Origin of the sequence: Duganella levis (assembly GCF_009857605.1) — a bacterium.
GTDB classification, from domain to species: Bacteria; Pseudomonadota; Gammaproteobacteria; order Burkholderiales; family Burkholderiaceae_D; genus Rugamonas; species Rugamonas levis.
Genome location: NZ_WWCT01000033.1, coordinates 23,943 through 41,649, shown reverse-complemented (window position 1 = coordinate 41,649; position 17,707 = coordinate 23,943). Strand labels below are relative to the sequence as shown.

Here is a 17,707-nt window from a genome sequence, read left to right as displayed (position 1 = left end):
AGAGGACTGCCATGCACCATCACCCTTCGCGCCGCCGATTCCTCGGCAATATGCTGGCCCTGGCCGGCACCGGCGCCGTGCCCTTCACACTGAACCTGGCGGCAATGGGCAACGCTGCCGCGCAGAACGCCAGCGACTACAAAGCCATCGTTTGCCTGTTCCTGGCCGGTGGCAACGACCATTTCAATACCGTGCTGGCGACCGACAGCAGCTCGTGGAGCGAATACCAGCGCATCCGCACCACCACCGACAGCGGCTCGATCGCCCTGCCCGGCGTCGGCGCCACCGGCGGCGTCCTGCCGATCGTGCCGAACAGTCCGCAATCAGGCCGCACGTTTGCGCTGCATCCGTCGCTGGGGCCGCTGAAGGAATTGTTTGACGCCGGCCGCCTCGGCGTGCTGGCCAATGTCGGTACGCTGATCCAGCCGACCACGCTGGCGCAGTACAAGGCCGGCGCCGTGGCGCTGCCGCCGCGCCTGTTCTCCCATAACGACCAGCAAGCCACCTGGCAATCTTCGCAAATGGAATCGTCGGCTACCTCGGGCTGGGGCGGGCGGATGGCCGACATCATGGCCTCGGCCAACGGCAACTCCACTTTCACCTGCGTTTCCAATGCCGGCAATGCGCTGTTCCTGGCCGGCCGCACGGTGCGCCAATACCAGATCAGCGGCAGCTACGCGGTGCCGATCAACCGCCTGAACGACAGCCTGTTCGGCCTGCCGGCCGGCAGCAATCCACTGCGCCAGATCATTAGCGGCGAACAGTCCGATCCGTTCCAGAAGGACCATGCGGCGGTGGTCGCGCGCGCCATCGACGCCCAGGCCACGCTCAGCAGCGCCATGGCGGCGGTCGGCAGCGGCGTTCCCGACCCCACCCAGTACGTCAATCCGAATACCGGCGTGGCGGCGGTCAATCCGCTGGCGGTACAGTTGCAGACTGTAGCCCGCCTCATCGGCGGTCGCAGCACGCTGGGCGTGCGCCGCCAGGTGTTTTACGTTAGCCTGGGCAGCTTTGACAGCCACGATTTCCAGCGCACCAACCAGGCCGACCTGCTGGCCAAGCTGGCGCACGCCATGGCCTACTTCGACGGTGTGATGGGCAATCTGCAAGGCGCCGATATGCGCAGGCAGGTGACGCTGTTTACCGCCTCCGACTTCGGCCGCACCTTCACCAGCAACGGCGACGGCACCGACCACGGCTGGGGCGCGCACCACTTCATCATGGGCGGCGCGGTCAAGGGCAAGGACATCTACGGCAGCATGCCGGTGACCGGCCTCGGCCACGCGCTGGACGTCGGCTCGGGATCGCTGCTGCCAACCACCTCGGTCGACCAGTACGGCGCCACGCTGGCCAGCTGGTTCGGGCTGTCGGCCACGCAGATTGCCGACGTGTTTCCCGGCATCGTCAATTTCAGCAACCGCGATCTCGGTTTCATGGCCAGCTGATCAGGCGGAAACCGCCACCGTCAACGTCGCGACATAGCCATCGGTGGCGTTGCCGGTGATGGTGGCCATCTGCAGCGCGTAACCGTCGCTGAAGACATTGTCGGTGGCAAAACTGATCGCGGCCAGGTTGCGCACGCTGGCGCTGTAGCCGGTGGTGGCGTACACATCGTTGCTGGTCGCCACCGGGAAGGTGAATTGCGACGTCTTGATGCGGCTCGACGCGGTGGTGGCCTTGGCCAGCGACGGGTACACCTCGAAGTGAACGTGCGGCACGCGGCCCGAGTAGCAGCCTGGATAAATGGTGGTAAAGGTGATGTTGCCGCTGCTGTCGGTCTCCTGCACGCCGCGCAGATAGTTCTGGGTGGTGACGCCGCTGGAGTACAGCGAGTAGTTGCCGTCGCGGTCGCAATGCCACAGGTAGACAGCAGCGCCGGACAGGGCCGCGCAGTTGTTGTTGGCGTTGACGAACTGAAGTTTGATGGTCAGCGACACGCCGGCCGCCGTGCCGCTGGCGCTGCCGAAGCTGCTGCGAATGTCGCTGCGCACCACGCCCGATTGATTCAGTACGTTGACCACGCCGGCGCTGGTGCTGTTGGTGCCGTCGGCTGGATACGGGCCGCCGGTCTCCTCCGGGATGACCGAGCACGAGCCGACGGTCGGCGTGGTGGTGGTCGTCGTGGTGGTAGTCGTGGTGGTCGTAGTCGGCGGCGTAGTGGTCGCGGCCGAGGTGGTGCTGGTGGTTCCGCTGGCGCTGTCGGAACCGCCACCGCAACCCATCATTGGCAGCGTCGAGGCGCCAGCCAGCAGCCAGCGCAACGTCTGGCGACGGTCGCTGTTCAGGTTGAGCATTGCGACCAGATCTTCGGCCAGGCTGTGTTCGTGCATTTCGTCGTGGATATCCATACCTGCTCCTGCTTGGGTGAGAAAGCCGCCGCGACGCGCAAGGCGTGGCGACGGATGCAACTTTTAGTGCGTCAGACCGTGGTGTTGACCAGGTTGCCGCTGCTGCCGTGATTGCCGACCTTGGTCGACAGGGCTTGCAGGAAGGCTTCCAGCTTGCTGGTGGCGTCGCTGCTGGCGGTGCTGGTGCTGCTGTCGGTGCTATCGGTGCTGGCCGTGCTGTCGGCGCTGGTGCTGGTGCTGGTGCTAACGCCCAGTTTGTCCAGCAGGTTGGCGAACGAGCTTTCCAGTTGATCGACCGCATCGCTGCTGCCGGTGCTATCCGTGCTGGTGCTGCTGTCGGTGGTGCCCGAGCTCAGCTTGGCAATCAGGCTTTGCAGATCGGAATCCAGCTTGCCCGGGCCACCCTGGCCACCAGCCGACTGCTCGTTGTACGGCGGCGGCGTGTCGTTGCTGCTGTTTTGCGCGTGCAGCGCACCCATCAGGCTTTGCAGGAAGCTGCCCAGCGCCGCCGCCACGTCGGTGGCATCGGTGGTGGTGCTGTCCGTGCTATCGGTGGTGGTCGACGCGGTCGAGGTGTCGCTGCTGGAACTGGAGCTGCTGCTCGACGAGGTGTCGGTGATACCGATCGACTTCAGCGCTTCGGCGATGGCGTTGGCGAAGTCGCCGCCGCCATCCGGTGGCGGTGGCGGCGGACGCACGCCTTGGGTGCTATCGGTGGTGTTGCTGCTGCTGACGCTGTTGGTGCTGCTCAGACGGCTCAGGAAACTGAGCGCGCTGGCGGCGCTGGTGGAACTCAGGGCGCTGATTGACATACGATTCTCCGCTTATTTGGTTTAGAGGTCATTACGGGCACTGCTTTGCAAAAAACGTTAATCGCGCTGCGGATGGCGCGGTTTGTCGTCCGCTTGCTTCTTGCGCTGTTCCGGCGTCAGCACGGCCAGCAATTTCTGTTGCGTCCGCACGCGCTGCAAGGCAATGTTGGCTTCAGCGGTGGCGGCTTCCTTGGCCAGGGCGGCGGCTTTGGCGTCGTCATACTTGTCGGCGCTGGCCAGCGCATGCAGCGCTTCACGGGCCCTGGCGGCGGCTTTGCCTTGTTCGCGCAGATACGGGGTTTCGGCGTGCAGGATGGTGAAGACCTTGTCTTCCTGCGCTTCGCTCAGTTCCAGGCCGTGGAAGAATGGCGGACGGCCAGGGCCGGGACCAAAGCCTGGGCCGAAGCTGGGACCGTGGTCAGGGCCGCCATCCGGACCGCCACGCTCTGGGCCGCCACGCGGGCCTTGGCCATCCGGGCCGCCTGGACCACCTGGACCACGGTCATCGCCTTCCGGGCCACGCGGGCCATGATCGCCTTGCGCCATCGGTGGCGGCTGGTCGTTAGTCGTCTCGTCGGCGCGGGCGGCGCCCCCCATCGTCAACAGCGGCAGCGCCAGGATGGCGGCCAGCAGAATGTTGCGACCATTTTGTTTTGATGTTTTCATGCCCTGATCCTTGATTGGTAGTGAGCCATCATTTTCTGGGCCGGCACCGTTAAGTGGCGTTAGGGCAACGTAAATCTGCGTAAAGATGATGATCTGACATCCAATTCCCATCAGGCAATACGTTGTAAATCGGGGTAAAACCGCGCCGGAAGCCGCATGGGGGCTGTTATGATTGACGATCTGTATCTAAAGAAAAGCGCGGCAATGAAGAGCAAAGTACTGCTGATAGACGACGACATCGAACTGGTGGGCATGTTTAAGGAATACCTGGAACAGGAAGGCTTCGATGTCAAAGCCGTCCACGACGGCGAGGCCGGCACGGCCGAAGCCTTTACCGGCCTGTATTCGATCGCCATCCTCGATGTGATGATGCCGCGCATGAACGGCCTGGAAACCCTGCGCCGCATCCGCACCAACAGCCAGCTGCCGATCCTGATGCTGACCGGCCGCGGCGACGACACCGACCGCATCGTCGGCCTGGAACTGGGCGCCGACGACTACGTGGCCAAGCCGTGCACGCCGCGTGAGCTGACCGCCCGCATCCGCGCCATCCTGCGCCGCGCCCAAAGCGCGCCGGCCGACAACAGCCAGCAGACCGCCATCTCGGTCGGCCAGCTGATCATGTGGCCGGAACAGCGCCGCGCCACCTGGGCCGGCGACAAGCTGGAACTGACCAGCACCGAATTCAATCTGCTGGAAGTGCTGGCGCGTAACGCCGGCCGCCCAGTCAGCAAGAACACCCTGTCCGAGCAAGGCCTGGGCCGTCCGCTGGCGCGCTTCGACCGCAACATCGACGTCCACCTGAGTTCGCTGCGCCACAAGCTCGGCACCATCGCCGACGGCCGCTCCTGCCTGCAAACCGTCTACAGACTCGGCTACCAGCTGATCAAGGAGTAAGCCTTGGGTCGTTTGTTCTGGAAATTCTTCCTGTGCATCTTGCTGGCGCAGTTTGCCGCCACGGTCGGCATTGGCGGCGCCATCTGGCTGAAGAGCCGCAATCAACAGACCAGCCCGCTGGTCAACCTCGACACCAGCCCGCCGGCCGAGATGGCCATCAACTCGGCCGCCGCCACGCTGGAATTCGGCGGCGTCAAGGCGCTGCAGCGGATGCTGGAAAACATGGACCGCCATCGCGTCTACGCGGTGGACGAGCAGGAACACGAGCTGCTGGGCCGCATCGTCAATCCCAAGACCTTGCAGGAAACCCGCGTGCGCCTGAAGGAAGATGGCAAGCGCCGCGTGGTGCGCCAGGTGACCGGCGACGACGGCAAGCGCTACATGCTGTTCCTGCCATCCGGCGAACGCCTGCGTGGCATGGAAAGCGACAACCGTCCGCTGCTGGCCGGTCTGGGCGGCGGCGCGCAAATGGCCATGAAAGCGGCCTCGGTGCTGCAAGGCGGCGATGGCCGCGACCGTTTTGAAGACCGTGGCAACCGTCCGCCGCCGGGCTTTGGCGGCGCCGGTGACGTTAACCGCCCTGCCGGCGCACCCGGCCCAACCGGCACCATGCCGGCGTTGGACGGCGCCCAGGCTGGCGATGGCCGTAGCCGCGGCCCCATGCCGGGCGACGGCCAGCCAGGCTTCGGCGGCCCCGGCCCCGGCATGCAGGGCGACATGGGCGGCGACCGTCAATGGGGTCCACGCTTCCAGCCGCTCGGCCCCTGGGTGCCGATTGCCGCCGCCATCCTGGCCAGCCTGCTGTTCTCGGTACTGCTGGCGTGGTACTTCTCGCGCCCGATCCGCGCCTTGCGGCAAGCGTTTGACGCCGCCGCCAACGGCGACCTGTCGCCGCGCTTCGCCAACGCAAACGGCGGCAAGAGCGGCAACGAACTCAACGATCTGGGCCGCGACTTCGACCGCATGACGGCGCGCTTGCGCAGCCTGATGGACGGCCAGACCCGCCTGCTGCACGACGTCTCGCATGAACTGCGTTCGCCGCTGGCGCGCCTGCAGGCCGCGATTGGCCTGGCGCACCAGCAGCCGGAGAAATTGAGCGCGTCGATGGAGCGCATCGAACGCGAAAGCGTGCGCATGGACAAGCTGGTCGGCGAACTGCTGACCCTGGCACGTCTGGAAGCCGGTGCCATCAAGGCGTCGCAGGAAGAAATCAGCATGGCCGACCTGCTCGACCAGATCGCCGACGACGCCCGCTACGAAGCGGCCAGCCAGCAGCGCAGCGTGGTGCAGGACGGCGAAGCGGACGTGCAGGTCATGGGCCAGCCCGACCTGCTGGGCCGCGCCATCGAAAACGTGGTACGCAACGCCATCAAGCACAGCCCGGACGGCGGCGAGGTGCAATTGCAGGTGCGCGCGCTGGCCGACACGCGCCAGCTGGTGATACGGGTACTGGATCGCGGACCGGGCGTGTCGCCGGCCGATCTGGACACCATCTTCCAGCCCTTCTTCCGCTCCAGTAACGCCAGCACCGAAGGCCATGGTCTGGGACTGGCAATCGCCCAGCATGTGATCCAGGCGCACGGCGGCAGCATCAAAGCCAGCAATCGCGTTGGCGGCGGCCTGTGCGTCGAGATGGTTTTGCCGGTGAAGAAATAAAAACGCGGGCCTCGGCCCGCGTTATCTTTATGCTTTTGGCAGGGTCACGCCACGCTGGCCCTGGTACTTGCCGTTGCGGTCCTTGTAGGACACGTCGCAGACTTCGTCGCTCTCAAAGAACAGCACCTGCGCGCAGCCTTCGCCGGCGTAGATCTTGGCCGGCAGCGGCGTGGTGTTGGAGAACTCCAGCGTCACATAACCTTCCCATTCCGGCTCGAACGGCGTCACGTTGACGATGATGCCGCAACGGGCGTAGGTCGATTTGCCCAGGCACACGGTCAGAACGCTGCGTGGAATGCGGAAGTATTCCATGGTGCGGGCCAGCGCGAACGAATTCGGCGGGATGATGCAGACGTCGCTTTTCACGTCGACGAAGGAATTGGAATCGAAGTTCTTCGGATCGACGATGGTGCTGTTGATGTTGGTGAAGATCTTGAATTCATCGGCGCAGCGAATGTCGTAGCCGTACGACGAGGTGCCGTACGAAATTACCTTGCGGCCTTCTTCCTGGCGTACCTGATCCGGGAAGAACGGTTCGATCATGCCGTGTTCTTCCGCCATCCGGCGTATCCATTTATCGCTTTTAATCGTCATCGCAATGCCATCCTTCAAGTTTTACAATGCCCGAGATTTTACGCTAACGCCGCCTTTTTAAGAACTTTTTTACCAGGTTGCCCAGACAACAGGTCGTCGATCATTTCCCTGGTGGCCTCGGCGGCCGCAGCCGGGTTCTCCATCGGGAACAGGTGGCCACCAGGCAGGATGCGGAAATGACTGCCGACCAGCGCCTTGGTGTGCTGGTGGCCGGACTGGCTGGTCTCCCAGGAGTTGTCGCCGCCGATGAAGCCGATCGGCACCGGATAGCCCTTGCGCAGCAACTGCGGCAGGTGGTGCGGCAGCGTGGCGTAGACGGCGGTTTCGTTCTCGCGCGTGAATCGGAGTTGCACGCCCTCCTCGTGCGGCTTGAGGCCGCTGTCCATATAGTCGGCCAGCACGCCGGGCGCCCAGGCGGCAAACAAGTCCTTGGCGGCGAAGTGCTGGTACGCGGCGCCAACATCCGGCCAGACATTGCGCCGGCGGATGGAGAACTTGGCGGGCGGCATCGTGTAAGCGCGGCCCAGCCGCTTGATCACGTGCCAGGCGAAGGCGCGCCAGCCGCCGACCACCGGCGCATCCAGCATTACCACGCAGCGCACCAGGTCAGGGCGCTTGTGCGCCACCATCATGCTCAGCATGCCACCCAGCGAATGGCCGACCAGGATCACCGGTTCGTTGTAGCGGGTGGTCAGTTCGTGGATGTATTCGTCGACCAGGCGCGGCCAGCCGTCGGTGACGGGGTACTGCGGATTGTGTGCATGCATGTCGAGCGACTGGATGTCGAAATGCTGGGACAGTAGCGCGAAGTATTGTCGGTACACGCCCGCCGGATAACTATTGGCATGGGCGAAATGCAGCTTGGGCTTGCTCACAAGCGGTCTCCGTATGGTTGTTTTTACTTCATTGTAATGTGGACTCCGATCGGAGACTGGGGGAAACGCTCTAATTTGCCACAAGTGAATCTTCTGTTAATATTATTTTGATATGAAGAAAATTCAAGCCATCCTGGCGTTGCTGGCGGTGCTGGACATCGACGCGGCCAAGAAAAGTCTGCCGCAGATCGATAAGGAGATCCGGGGCAAGACGCCGGCCGTGCCGGAAGGGAAGCCGGACAGCCGCTACGGCCATCTGTCGCAGGCGATGGAGCGCGGCTACGTCGGCGCCAATCCGAACGACTGGCGTGGCTATTACGAAAGCCCGGACGGGATTGTCTATTACACCGAGACGATCAAGGGACAGACCAAGTGCTGGATGACGGGGCCGGTTACGTCGCCGTCCGGGAAGAGCAATGGTGCGCTCAGCATTGGCTGTCCGGCATCGACCTCGTGGAAGCGATATTAGCGCCAGTAACGCGCGGTGTCGCGCCGGTATGCCGACGTGGTGATGCTGTCGCCGAATTCCAGCGTGATGGCGCCCGATTGATCGGTACGCAGACAAGCGATGCCAAGTTGCCGGTAACGCTCCACCACCTCCTGTTTGGGATGCCGATAGCGGTTGCGATAGCCAACCAAAAATAGCGCCAGCTGCGGTTTGACCGCTTGCAGAAACGCATAGGTCGACGACGTGCCGCTGCCGTGGTGCGGCGCAATCAGCACGTCGGCCGGCAAGCGGCTGGCGTCATGCTCCAGTAGCTGCGCCTCCTGTTCCGCTTCGATATCGCCCGCCAGCAGGATCGACTTGCCGCCCGCAGTCAGCTTCAACGTGCAGCTGCGCGCGTTGGCTTTGAGTGCATGGCTGGCGTAGCTGCCGGGCTGGGGATGCAGAATTTCGAAGTCGACGCCATCCCAACGCCAGCGCTGGCCGGCGGCACAATGGACGTGCTGGCGCGCAGCCTGCGCGATGGCGTGCTGCGGCGACAGCGACGACAGCACCCAGCCGGTGCGCACGCCCTCCAGCACCGACAGCGCGCCACCGGAATGATCGGCGTCGCTGTGCGCCAGAAACTACAACAGCCAGTGCTCAAGGTCGAGCACCGGCGAGGCCAGCACCGCATTCTGCCAATCAGAGCAACCAGCGTGACGACAAAGCTAATCAGCGGGATGGCTACCGGAGTCGCCACTGGGCGGCCCACCGACACCTGGCCGAACAGCAGCATCGTCATAGGCACCAGTTCGAGAGTGACTGCCTATTGCGTGTTTACTCCAACGCGTAGCGCCAGTCACAAACGTTCACAGTACGCGGGCGGAACCGGGACGTGCGGCGCAGCCAGATCTGCACCAGCTTGTGGTGCATGCGTTCACGGCACGGTCCGTCCACCGTCGCGTACAGAATGACGGCAAACGGCGCTGAACGGCAGCCAAAAATCCCGAAGAAAAGCAAGGCGAAGTGCAGGCTGTCGTTCATCAGATCATCCAAATCTGAAACTTTGAGGCAGCGCCTTCATCACGCTGCTCAACATTCAACACTCAACATTACTATTATAGGAATAGTCTACCTATATCGAGTGCAGAATTAAGACCGGTACGGTGATCGCTAGCAGTCTTAGCTAAAGTAAATGTATATCGATCATCGTCCATCCACGTCAACTTAAAATGCTTTCCTGTATCAGAAATAGAAAAACCACAGGCTTCTAGTTCTTTCTCCGTTTTTGAATCTAGGCTTCGGTAGTCCCGCAAAGAGGCCTTCAGTCTCTCACGAATAGTTTGTGCGCCTTGTGCTATGGAATTCGCATTCAAAATCGCATTCAACACATGCTGCCTACGGCTATCGATAGTTACCGAACCAACAGCGTGCGTCAAAGCATCGAGAACAATATCTTTTATCTCATTTTCAAAGTAGTCTTGCTCTTGCCCCAATTCGAGCATCATCCCAGACTCTGCTGACGATCTAGCTTCAAGGCGTCGTATTTCAGCGGAAAGGCGATGGATTTCCTTCTCTGCATCGGTTAACGCGGCATTTTTTGCATTTAGCTCTGCATCAAATGCATCAATGTAGTTTTGCACATCAGTTGACCCAGCATCCCTTAATTCATTCAAAATTTTCCGAGATTGGATTTCCTTGACAGAGTTCCATGTGCATCGAATTAAAGGTCTTCTATTATTTAATGCGAGCCGAATTTCGTGAAATATAGATTCAGATATATTTCTTCCTTCCAAGAATTTCCTACTTCCTCCCCCTTCAGACCAATATACCCCGACCGCGCCGCCATACACGTTTTGCGCGTGCACAATATCTTTCAGTCGAATCGAAAATGCACGGCTAGGTTCTACAACAACGTGCGCCATGCCAGCAAGCTGCTTGGCTAAGGCATCAAAATTAAACTCTGCTTTGCCCCGAAATGGCGCACTTATGTACACAATCGGCAAATAGGCTCCATTTGTTCCTAAGATATAGCTCGCTGCCAGCTCAACTTGGCTTTCAGATAACATTACCGCTTTGTCAGTTACCTGCACTTTACCGTCTGTCCCTCCGCCAAGTTTAGACAATAATATCTGCATCACAACCGGCTTTTTCGCCTCCGGTAGTTTTGCAGTTGGGAGATGTGGCTCACACATAACGCGCACACTAACCCAATTCGATGATGGCGTTCCAGAAAAAACAATGGTACTTATCCAATCACAATTGTCGTCACGCTTGTGATACGAAACCGCAATTGATTCTGTGTCATCTGTATCGACACGCAAAATTTCAACGGTATCACTTTCAACTGTAACCTTGCTTTCTCCAGCACTACCAATTTGCTCTAAGTCACTCGCCTTCAAATAGGTGTACCGAGAGCCTACGATCCAATCCTTAACGGCCGATAAAAATTCACCACCGGAAATATTTTCTTGAACAGGAAATTCAGTAGAAAAAGACTGCATGCAACCTCCAGCAAAAATTCAATTTTGGTTTCGACAAAATATCAAAACACATTTTTAATTAGCCATTCAGCACCTTGAATTAATTCTTCTACTTGCTGTTTACTAGGCTCAATGTCTTTTTTATGCGAACAAATATTACGTACATCCGCAAGAAAACTAATTTTCCTCCAAGTAGGAGTATCAATAACAGCGGCCGCTTTGAGGGGTTCATTCAAGTCTGAAATTGTAGGATTTTTCTTGCCAATTTTTATCCCATGTGCATCAGCCACTTTCTGCAAATGACCTTCAATCACAACACCAACTAATGCACCGGCAGCTCTTATGCTTACCTTTAACAATTGGCGAGCAATTAAAATTCCACCATCTTGAATTTCAGAGTATATTTGACCTTCAATGTTAGAGAGATTTGATTCAATAAACTCAGAAACTGCATTGAGAATGGTTATTTGATTAAAAAAACATTGCAACGTCTGTGAACGAGTATCGAATTTAGGATAATTAATTTTATTCGGCACCACATTTTTTATGTAATCCTGAATTACATACGTCTCATACCCCAAAGATTTACGTTTGGCGTCAATTTCGTAATAAGCACGAAACTCTGCATGACGATCAGGTGCTAACACAGATACAACTTTTAAGGCCTTTGTATACCAGCGTTGGTAATCATATTGAAATTGCTTTTCCTCTTTTTTCTGAAATGCCACCGCAAGTTTCGTACCCTCTTGGTACAGAGCCTCTACCTCTTTTTGAATTTCTTCCCGTTTAGTCATTAACCTCTACCCTTGTCTTGGACTAGGTCTCACAATGCCCAGTTGCCAACTAGCATATCATCTTGCCATTTTAAAAAAAACTGGTAGTCAACAATTCCACAGCTCGACGAAGAGACTGCCATCAAAGTTTACTAAATGCAATTAGTGAACATTCCGTTGCCTGACGCCACTCTTCCAGTGGACGAAGCAAAGAAGGCTGGCCGGATGGTCATGTCAATGATGCAATTTCCAAACATTTATGGCGGATTGATGAGAGAAGGTAAGGCAAAGGTCTTGAACGACCGCGACCTGTCACGCGCCGCAACCGCCGCGAAGAAGATGAGAAGATCCGGGGCAAAGAGCCGGCTGTGCCGGAGGGGAAGCCGGACAACCGCTACGGCCATCTGTCGCAGGCGATGGAACGCGGCTACGTCGGCGCCAACCCGAACGACTGGCGCGGCTATTACAAAAGCCCGGACGGGATTGTCTATTACACCGAGACGATCAAGGGACAGACCAAGTGCTGGATGACGGGGCCGGTTACGTCGCCGTCCGGGAAGAGCAATGGTGCGCTCAGTATCGGCTGTCCGGCATTGACCTCGTGGAAGCGGTATTAGCGCCAGTAACGCGCGGTGTCGCGCCGGTATGCCGACGCGGTGATGCTATCGCCGAATTCCAGCGTGATGGCGCCGGATTGATCGGTGCGCAGGCAGGCGATGCCAAGTTGCCGGTAACGATCCACCACCTCCTGTTTTGGATGTCGATAGCGGTTGCGATAGCCAACCAAAAATAGCGCCAGTTGCGGTTTGACCGCTTGCAGAAACGCGTAAGTCGACGATGTGCCGCTGCCGTGGTGCGGCGCAATCAGCACGTCGGCCGGCAAGCGGCTGGCTTCATGTTCCAGTAACTGCGCTTCCTGTTCCGCTTCGATATCGCCCGCCAGCAGGATCGACTTGCCGCCCGCAGTCAGCTTCAACGTGCAACTGCGCGCGTTGGCTTTGAGTGCATGGCTGGCGTAGCTGCCGGGCCGGGGATGCAGGATTTCGAAGTCTACACCATCCCATCGCCAGCGCTGGCCGGCGGCACAATGGACGTGCTGGCGCACAGCCTGCGCGATGGCGTGCTGCGGCGACAGCGACGACAGCACCCAGCCGGTGCGCACGCCCTCCAGCACCGACAGCGCGCCGCCGGAATGATCGGCGTCGCTGTGCGAGACGATCATGCCATCCAGCGCGTTGATGCCGCGCGCCCGCAGGTACGGCACTATGACGCGATTGCCGGCGTTGGATTCGGGACTGTAGGCCGGGCCAGTGTCGTACAGCAGCCGATGGCCGCTGGTTTCGATCAGTAGGGCCATGCCCTGCCCCACATCGAACGCGGTGACCGTCATGCGGCCCGGCGCGGGATGCGTGGGTTCGGCGGCCAGCAGTGGAATCCACGTCGCCAGCCCTAGCCAGCGCACCGGCCAGCCGCGCGGCGCCAGTAACCAGATGGTGCCGAACATCGCCCAGCAGAATAGCCAGAACGGCGGCTGCGGCGCGCTCCACACGGCGTAGCGCATGGCGCTGAACCATTGCAGACATAGCGCCAATAACTCCACCAGCCAGTGCGCGAGCGTGAGTACCGGCGTGGCCAGCACCGCAGGCAACATGCTGCCAACCAGCGCAAGCGGCGTGACGACTAGGCTGATCAACGGAATGGCGACCGCGTTCGCCAGCGGGCTAACCACCGACACCTGGCCGAACAGCAGCATCGTCAACGGCACCAGTCCGAGGGTGACCGCGTATTGCGTGTAAGCGCCAACGCGAAGCGCCAGCCAGAAACGTTCGCGGTACGTCGGCGGGATTGGCACGTGCGCTGCCGCCGGATCGGCACCGGCCGGTGGCGCATGCGTTACGGGGACGGTCCGTCCCACAGTCGCGTACAGGATGACGGCGACGGCGCTGAACGACAGCCAAAATCCCGGCCACAATACCGCCCACGGATCGATCACCAACACCACGCCAAGCGCGGTGCACAGCACGTGCGAGACGCTGGTCAGACGATTGAACCACAGCGCCGCCGCGACCACCATCAGCATGTACAGCGTGCGCTGCGCCGGCACGCCGAAACCTGCCAGCAGCACATACAGCAGCGCTACTGCTGCGCCGACCAGCGCCGCGACCTTCTGCGCCGGCAGCAGCAACGGCAATTGCGCGCGCGTGAAGAACGACCAGCGCCACAACGCGAACGCCGCCAACGCAAACAGTCCCGCCACCATGGTGATGTGCAAACCGGAGATGGAAATCAAATGGCCGATGCCCGTGCGGTTGAAAACCTGCCAATCCGATTGATCGATGCCGCGCTGATCGCCCACCACCAGCGCGACGATCACGCCGGCATATGGCTTGCCAGGTAGCGCGTCGAGTATGCGCCGGCGCAGCACGGCGCGGCTATGCTCAATCACATTGCCGGCGCTGAAGACGAAGCTATCCAGCCGCTGATTGTCGCGCGCCACGCGCACGTAACCGGTGGCGCGCACGCCCTGCTCCAGCAGCCACGCTTCGTAATCAAAATTGTAGGGATTGGCGTTACCGTGCGGCCGTTGCAAGCGAACCGTCAATTGCCAGCGTTCGCCCGGTTGAATGTCCGGCACCTCGGTCACTTGGTCGCGATAGCCCGAATACCACGATAATGCGATCTTCGGTGGCACCTCGACATCCGCGTGCTCCACCGCAAAATTAAACCGCACGCCCTGTGAAAACTTATACGGCAAATTATCCACCGTGCCGACGATGCGCACATCGCGCCCCTCATCGGCCAGCGCCAACTCCGGCGCCAATGCCCGCTGCGCCAGCCAGGCGGCCCAGAAAAATCCCGCCACACCGCCCGCCGCCAGCGCAGCAAGACCGCGCACCACAGGCGAGACACGGCGCGCGATGTGGCGCCAGACCAACAGCAGCAACAGCGACAATCCGAATGCCAAGGCCATCACCGGCAGCGACGGTAACGCCGCCTGCAACTGCAAGCACGCCGTCCCCACTGCGAAGCCAATCAACGCCATCCGCATAGCACCGCCTCCCCTCCAGCGATACTACGCAAATAAAAAATGGCGGCACACCTACGCGCCGCCACCGTTTGATACGTATCAGACTACGACAGTCCTACATCTTCCAGCGCAAGCCAACCGAGACCGAACGTCCGATCTGGAGCGTACCGAAATTGGTCTGCTGCGCGTTACCCGCACTACCGAAGTGGTAGTACTGCTGCTGCATTTCGTTGGTCAGGTTGACGCCACTGATATCGACCGACATGTTGTCGTTGATTTTGTAGGAAACCTGCATGTCCACGCTTTTTTCCGGATGACGCCAGATACCAATCGGATTGGCAAACAACGCGGCTTCGTTACTAGCCAGGAAGCCGGAGCGCCAGACATACGACAAGCGCGCGCTGACCGGACCCTTTTCGTAAGCCAGGGTGGCGTTGTACGAGCTGTTGGACACGCCGAAGAACGGTGTCTTCAGCTGGGCGATGATCTCGCCGGCGTCATTGGCGTCAGGCACGTTCTGCGACGAGGTGAGTCGCGTATAGCTGCCCTGGAATCCCAGGCCATCCAGCAGGCTCGGCAGCCCTTTCGGGAAGTAGATCAAGCCGAGCTCGGCGCCGCTGATGGTGCCGTCTGAGGCGTTGACCGGTGAGTTGATCACGTAGTCATAGCCGTTGGTATGGTCGCCGCCCGAGGTCGAGTTGCGGAACGGGTCGTTCGCCGGATCGACGTGCACCTTGCGACGCAAGCCCACCACCAGGCCGTCGATCTTGCGCTTGAACGCAGTGCCGTAGAGTGCGCTGTCCTTCTGGAAATACCACTCCGCCGTCAGATCCAGATTCTTGGAGCGCGTCGGTTTCAGGTCCGGATTACCGCCGCTGCCCGAGCCATAACCCACCTTCGACACGTCGTCACCGAGCTGTAAGACCGGATTCAGATCACCGAAGTTCGGGCGGCGCAGGGTTTCGCCATAGTTGAAGCGCATCACGACGTCTCTGGATGGGTCGTAAATCAGCGTCATGCTCGGCAGGACTTTGCTGGTCGACTTGCTGGCACTGGACGGCGTGACCGCCTTGGTGGTGGCATCCACCTTGTAGAAGGTCATGTCGGTATCGACCTTGACGTAGCGCGCGCCAAAATTGCCGCGCAGGCGATGGCCGAACAGCTCGGTTTGGGTATTCCCCATCAGGAACAGGTTGGCCGTCTTTTCTTCGACCTCGAAGGTCTTCTGCAGGCGCAGTTGGTCGGTGGTCAGGAAGTTCGGATCGGTCGAGCTAAACAACTTGCGCCAGTCGTCGATGTGGTCGCGGATGTAGTAGGCATTCGGTTCGATCCATGAGCGCGGAACGTTCGAGATGTCCGTGCCGAAGTTCGAGTTGGTGGAGACATACTGCGGTCCCAGCGAGGCCAGGCTGCGGTTCAAGGTGCCCGATTGGGTCCGGTTCGCCTCCGACGCCTTGCGGTCGTCGAAGCGCGCGCCGAAGTGAATCGTCTCCAGCGGGCCCCAGTCGGCCTCGTAGATACCCGTCAGATTGGCGGTCGCGGCGCTGCCCTTGTTGCGGTTGGCGTTATCGTAGAACTGCGCGACATTCCACTTGCTCGGGTCGGTCAGGTCGGCGTTGTTGTTGTTAAAACCAAATGCCGTGTTGCCACCGCCAGCATTGAAGTCGACGTTGATGGACGGCGCGACGCGGTCGATCCGGGTGGCGGTGAATTCCGAGTGGTAGGTGCTGGTCTGGTACGACAGGTCACCATCCAGCTTCAGGCGGTCGCCCACGTTCCATTTGCCGTTCAGGGCATAAACGTAGGAGTCGGTTGCCGACGTGGTGTAGTCGCCGCTGTTGAAGCCATAGACGTTATTGACGGTACGGCTCTTGATGATGTTGGTTCCCGGGAACGTCGTAATGGTGCTCGCAGGGTTGCTGCCGAGATCACCCCACCAGTCCACGAAGCTGAACAGCAACTGGTTGAAGGACTTGTCGCGATAACCGTTGTACATCGATTCGAAGGTGTAGACCGAATCGCTGTTGGGCTTCCACTGCAAGGCGAGATTGGCGGCGGTACGGTCGCGCTTGCCCTGCACGTCGCTCTGGAAAACGGCGTCACGCGACAGGTAATAAGGATAAGCTTTGCCGTTGAAATCCAGCGTTGAACCGGCAGCCGTCGGCAAACCGGTATGGGTACCGGGCGTCCAGATACTGGTGTCGGTGATGCGCTGCAAGGGCGTGTAACCTGGGGGCACTTCGGCCGCATTAGGGCTGGTGAACGGCACCATCGCACCCGGCGTCACGCTCTCGTTGCGGTACTTCGTCTGGTTCGCCGACAGATTGACCAGGGCGCCGACTTCGCCGATGCCGGTTTCCCAGCGGTTGCTGGCCATGGCGCTGAGTTGTGGGTTGGCCTTTTTCGCCGGATCGAGATAGGTTTCACGCGCCGAAAGCGACACTTTCGCCTCCTTGAAATCGAACGGCCGCAGCGACTTGACGTCAACCTGGCCGGCGATTCCGGTCTCCAGCTGGCTGGCGTCGCGCGTCTTGTAGACGTCGATCTGGCGCACCAGGGTCGAAGGAATATCCTGCAGCGCGACCTGCGTGCCGGATGCGGTAAAAATGGTGCGGCCGTTCCAGGTGGTCTGGACGTCGGGCAGACCACGAATCGACAAGGTGCCGACTTCGCCGCCGGCGCGGTTGGTGACCTGCACCCCCGTCACGCGCTGTAGCGCTTCTACCACATTATTATCGGGCAGCTTGCCGATGTCTTCGGCGACCACCGATTCGATGACCTGGTCGCTGGTGCGCTTGATCGCAAGGCTCTTGATCAGCGATGCCTTGACGCCGGTGACGACCACGGTGGTGTCCGCGTCAATCGGCTCCGTCTTTTCGATGGCCGCTTGCGCCCACACCGAGGCGCTGCTGAGCAGGCCGGCGCCCAGCAGCGCGACGACGGACAGTTTCAGGTGGCATGGGTGTGCGGCGGCCGCCGCGATGCGGATGGATTGGTGGTGCATGTTGTCTCCCTAAGTTGTATTTTTTTTGATGCAGCTTTAACACCGCTCAATTCATCTTATGGAGATCGCAACACACGATCCAATCGTTTTTTTTCGCCGTCCGATATTGGTTTAAGTATCACACGCTACGCAGCGCCCGTGCGC

16 protein-coding genes are annotated in these 17,707 nt (G+C 60.1%); 5 read left to right on the top strand and 11 right to left on the bottom strand.

Annotated elements, in window-relative coordinates:
• Positions 1-11: 11 nt before the first annotated feature.
• On the top strand, positions 12-1,445 hold the full coding sequence (locus tag GTP69_RS27895) for a DUF1501 domain-containing protein (RefSeq protein ID WP_161057938.1): 1,434 nt from the start codon (positions 12-14) through the stop codon (positions 1,443-1,445).
• Here the strand turns inward: GTP69_RS27895 and GTP69_RS27890 are convergent, their stop codons facing one another.
• The 3 genes from GTP69_RS27890 to GTP69_RS27880 all read right to left on the bottom strand — a co-directional run bounded on the left by GTP69_RS27890 (position 1,446) and on the right by GTP69_RS27880 (position 3,826).
• Complete coding sequence (locus GTP69_RS27890; protein WP_161057937.1) at positions 1,446-2,348, bottom strand: dioxygenase family protein; 903 nt, start codon at positions 2,346-2,348, stop codon at positions 1,446-1,448.
• A 71-nt stretch (positions 2,349-2,419) separates the two neighbouring features.
• Positions 2,420-3,160 (bottom strand): hypothetical protein, encoded by a 741-nt coding sequence (locus GTP69_RS27885; RefSeq protein ID WP_161057936.1) that lies wholly within the window; start codon positions 3,158-3,160, stop codon positions 2,420-2,422.
• 57 nt (positions 3,161-3,217) lie between these two features.
• Positions 3,218-3,826: a Spy/CpxP family protein refolding chaperone gene (locus GTP69_RS27880; protein WP_161057935.1), complete on the bottom strand. Its 609-nt coding sequence runs from the start codon at positions 3,824-3,826 to the stop codon at positions 3,218-3,220.
• Between the two features lie 204 nt (positions 3,827-4,030).
• Here GTP69_RS27880 and GTP69_RS27875 point away from each other — a divergent pair, with 204 nt between their 5' ends.
• Entirely contained in the window at positions 4,031-4,723 is a 693-nt protein-coding gene (locus GTP69_RS27875) for a response regulator transcription factor (protein WP_161057934.1), read from the top strand.
• Positions 4,724-4,726: 3 nt separating this feature from the next.
• Entirely contained in the window at positions 4,727-6,379 is a 1,653-nt protein-coding gene (locus GTP69_RS27870) for a sensor histidine kinase (RefSeq protein ID WP_161057933.1), read from the top strand.
• A gap of 27 nt (positions 6,380-6,406) precedes the next feature.
• Here GTP69_RS27870 and dcd read toward each other — a convergent pair whose 3' ends face one another.
• Both dcd and GTP69_RS27860 read right to left on the bottom strand, forming a co-directional pair.
• Positions 6,407-6,973 (bottom strand): dCTP deaminase, encoded by a 567-nt coding sequence (gene dcd / locus GTP69_RS27865; protein ID WP_110847696.1) that lies wholly within the window; start codon positions 6,971-6,973, stop codon positions 6,407-6,409.
• 38 nt (positions 6,974-7,011) lie between these two features.
• On the bottom strand, positions 7,012-7,848 hold the full coding sequence (locus GTP69_RS27860; protein ID WP_161057932.1) for an alpha/beta fold hydrolase: 837 nt from the start codon (positions 7,846-7,848) through the stop codon (positions 7,012-7,014).
• Positions 7,849-7,960: 112 nt separating this feature from the next.
• On the opposite strand from GTP69_RS27860, the gene GTP69_RS27855 reads away from it, so the two are divergent.
• Positions 7,961-8,317 carry a hypothetical protein gene (locus GTP69_RS27855; RefSeq protein WP_161057931.1) on the top strand — a complete coding sequence of 119 codons (357 nt, stop codon included), beginning with the start codon at positions 7,961-7,963 and terminating at the stop codon, positions 8,315-8,317.
• Here the strand turns inward: GTP69_RS27855 and GTP69_RS27850 are convergent.
• From GTP69_RS27850 to GTP69_RS27835, 4 genes are all read right to left on the bottom strand, one after another.
• The gene (locus GTP69_RS27850; RefSeq protein ID WP_161057930.1) at positions 8,314-8,874 is read right to left on the bottom strand and encodes a ComEC/Rec2 family competence protein; all 561 of its coding nucleotides are present in this window, start codon (positions 8,872-8,874) and stop codon (positions 8,314-8,316) included. The two genes, GTP69_RS27855 and GTP69_RS27850, sit on opposite strands and share 4 nt — an antisense overlap.
• Positions 8,875-9,112: 238 nt before the next feature.
• A complete protein-coding gene (locus GTP69_RS27845; protein ID WP_161057929.1) occupies positions 9,113-9,319 on the bottom strand; it encodes a hypothetical protein in 207 nt (68 codons plus the stop codon).
• A gap of 74 nt (positions 9,320-9,393) precedes the next feature.
• On the bottom strand, positions 9,394-10,779 hold the full coding sequence (locus GTP69_RS27840) for a hypothetical protein (protein WP_161057928.1): 1,386 nt from the start codon (positions 10,777-10,779) through the stop codon (positions 9,394-9,396).
• A 41-nt stretch (positions 10,780-10,820) separates the two neighbouring features.
• The gene (locus tag GTP69_RS27835; protein ID WP_161057927.1) at positions 10,821-11,552 is read right to left on the bottom strand and encodes a hypothetical protein; all 732 of its coding nucleotides are present in this window, start codon (positions 11,550-11,552) and stop codon (positions 10,821-10,823) included.
• 347 nt (positions 11,553-11,899) lie between these two features.
• On the opposite strand from GTP69_RS27835, the gene GTP69_RS27830 reads away from it, so the two are divergent.
• The gene (locus GTP69_RS27830) at positions 11,900-12,148 is read left to right on the top strand and encodes a hypothetical protein (RefSeq protein ID WP_161057926.1); all 249 of its coding nucleotides are present in this window, start codon (positions 11,900-11,902) and stop codon (positions 12,146-12,148) included.
• Here GTP69_RS27830 and GTP69_RS27825 read toward each other — a convergent pair.
• Both GTP69_RS27825 and GTP69_RS27820 read right to left on the bottom strand, forming a co-directional pair.
• A complete protein-coding gene (locus GTP69_RS27825) occupies positions 12,145-14,580 on the bottom strand; it encodes a DNA internalization-related competence protein ComEC/Rec2 (RefSeq protein WP_161057925.1) in 2,436 nt (811 codons plus the stop codon). The genes GTP69_RS27830 and GTP69_RS27825 overlap by 4 nt on opposite strands.
• A gap of 94 nt (positions 14,581-14,674) precedes the next feature.
• The gene (locus GTP69_RS27820) at positions 14,675-17,563 is read right to left on the bottom strand and encodes a TonB-dependent receptor (RefSeq protein WP_161057924.1); all 2,889 of its coding nucleotides are present in this window, start codon (positions 17,561-17,563) and stop codon (positions 14,675-14,677) included.
• Positions 17,564-17,707 lie beyond the last annotated feature (144 nt).

Excerpts from the sequence above, each read along its gene's own strand:
- GTP69_RS27895 (WP_161057938.1), top strand. The coding sequence starts at position 12 with ATGCACCATCACCCTTCGCGCCGCCGATTCCTCGGCAATATGCTGGCC.
- GTP69_RS27890 (WP_161057937.1), bottom strand. The coding sequence starts at position 2,348 with ATGGATATCCACGACGAAATGCACGAACACAGCCTGGCCGAAGATCTG.
- GTP69_RS27885 (WP_161057936.1), bottom strand. The coding sequence starts at position 3,160 with ATGTCAATCAGCGCCCTGAGTTCCACCAGCGCCGCCAGCGCGCTCAGT.
- GTP69_RS27880 (WP_161057935.1), bottom strand. The coding sequence starts at position 3,826 with ATGAAAACATCAAAACAAAATGGTCGCAACATTCTGCTGGCCGCCATC.
- GTP69_RS27875 (WP_161057934.1), top strand. The coding sequence starts at position 4,031 with ATGAAGAGCAAAGTACTGCTGATAGACGACGACATCGAACTGGTGGGC.
- dcd (WP_110847696.1), bottom strand. The coding sequence starts at position 6,973 with ATGACGATTAAAAGCGATAAATGGATACGCCGGATGGCGGAAGAACAC.
- GTP69_RS27855 (WP_161057931.1), top strand. The coding sequence starts at position 7,961 with ATGAAGAAAATTCAAGCCATCCTGGCGTTGCTGGCGGTGCTGGACATC.
- GTP69_RS27845 (WP_161057929.1), bottom strand. The coding sequence starts at position 9,319 with ATGAACGACAGCCTGCACTTCGCCTTGCTTTTCTTCGGGATTTTTGGC.
- GTP69_RS27840 (WP_161057928.1), bottom strand. The coding sequence starts at position 10,779 with ATGCAGTCTTTTTCTACTGAATTTCCTGTTCAAGAAAATATTTCCGGT.
- GTP69_RS27835 (WP_161057927.1), bottom strand. The coding sequence starts at position 11,552 with ATGACTAAACGGGAAGAAATTCAAAAAGAGGTAGAGGCTCTGTACCAA.
- GTP69_RS27825 (WP_161057925.1), bottom strand. The coding sequence starts at position 14,580 with ATGCGGATGGCGTTGATTGGCTTCGCAGTGGGGACGGCGTGCTTGCAG.
- GTP69_RS27820 (WP_161057924.1), bottom strand. The coding sequence starts at position 17,563 with ATGCACCACCAATCCATCCGCATCGCGGCGGCCGCCGCACACCCATGC.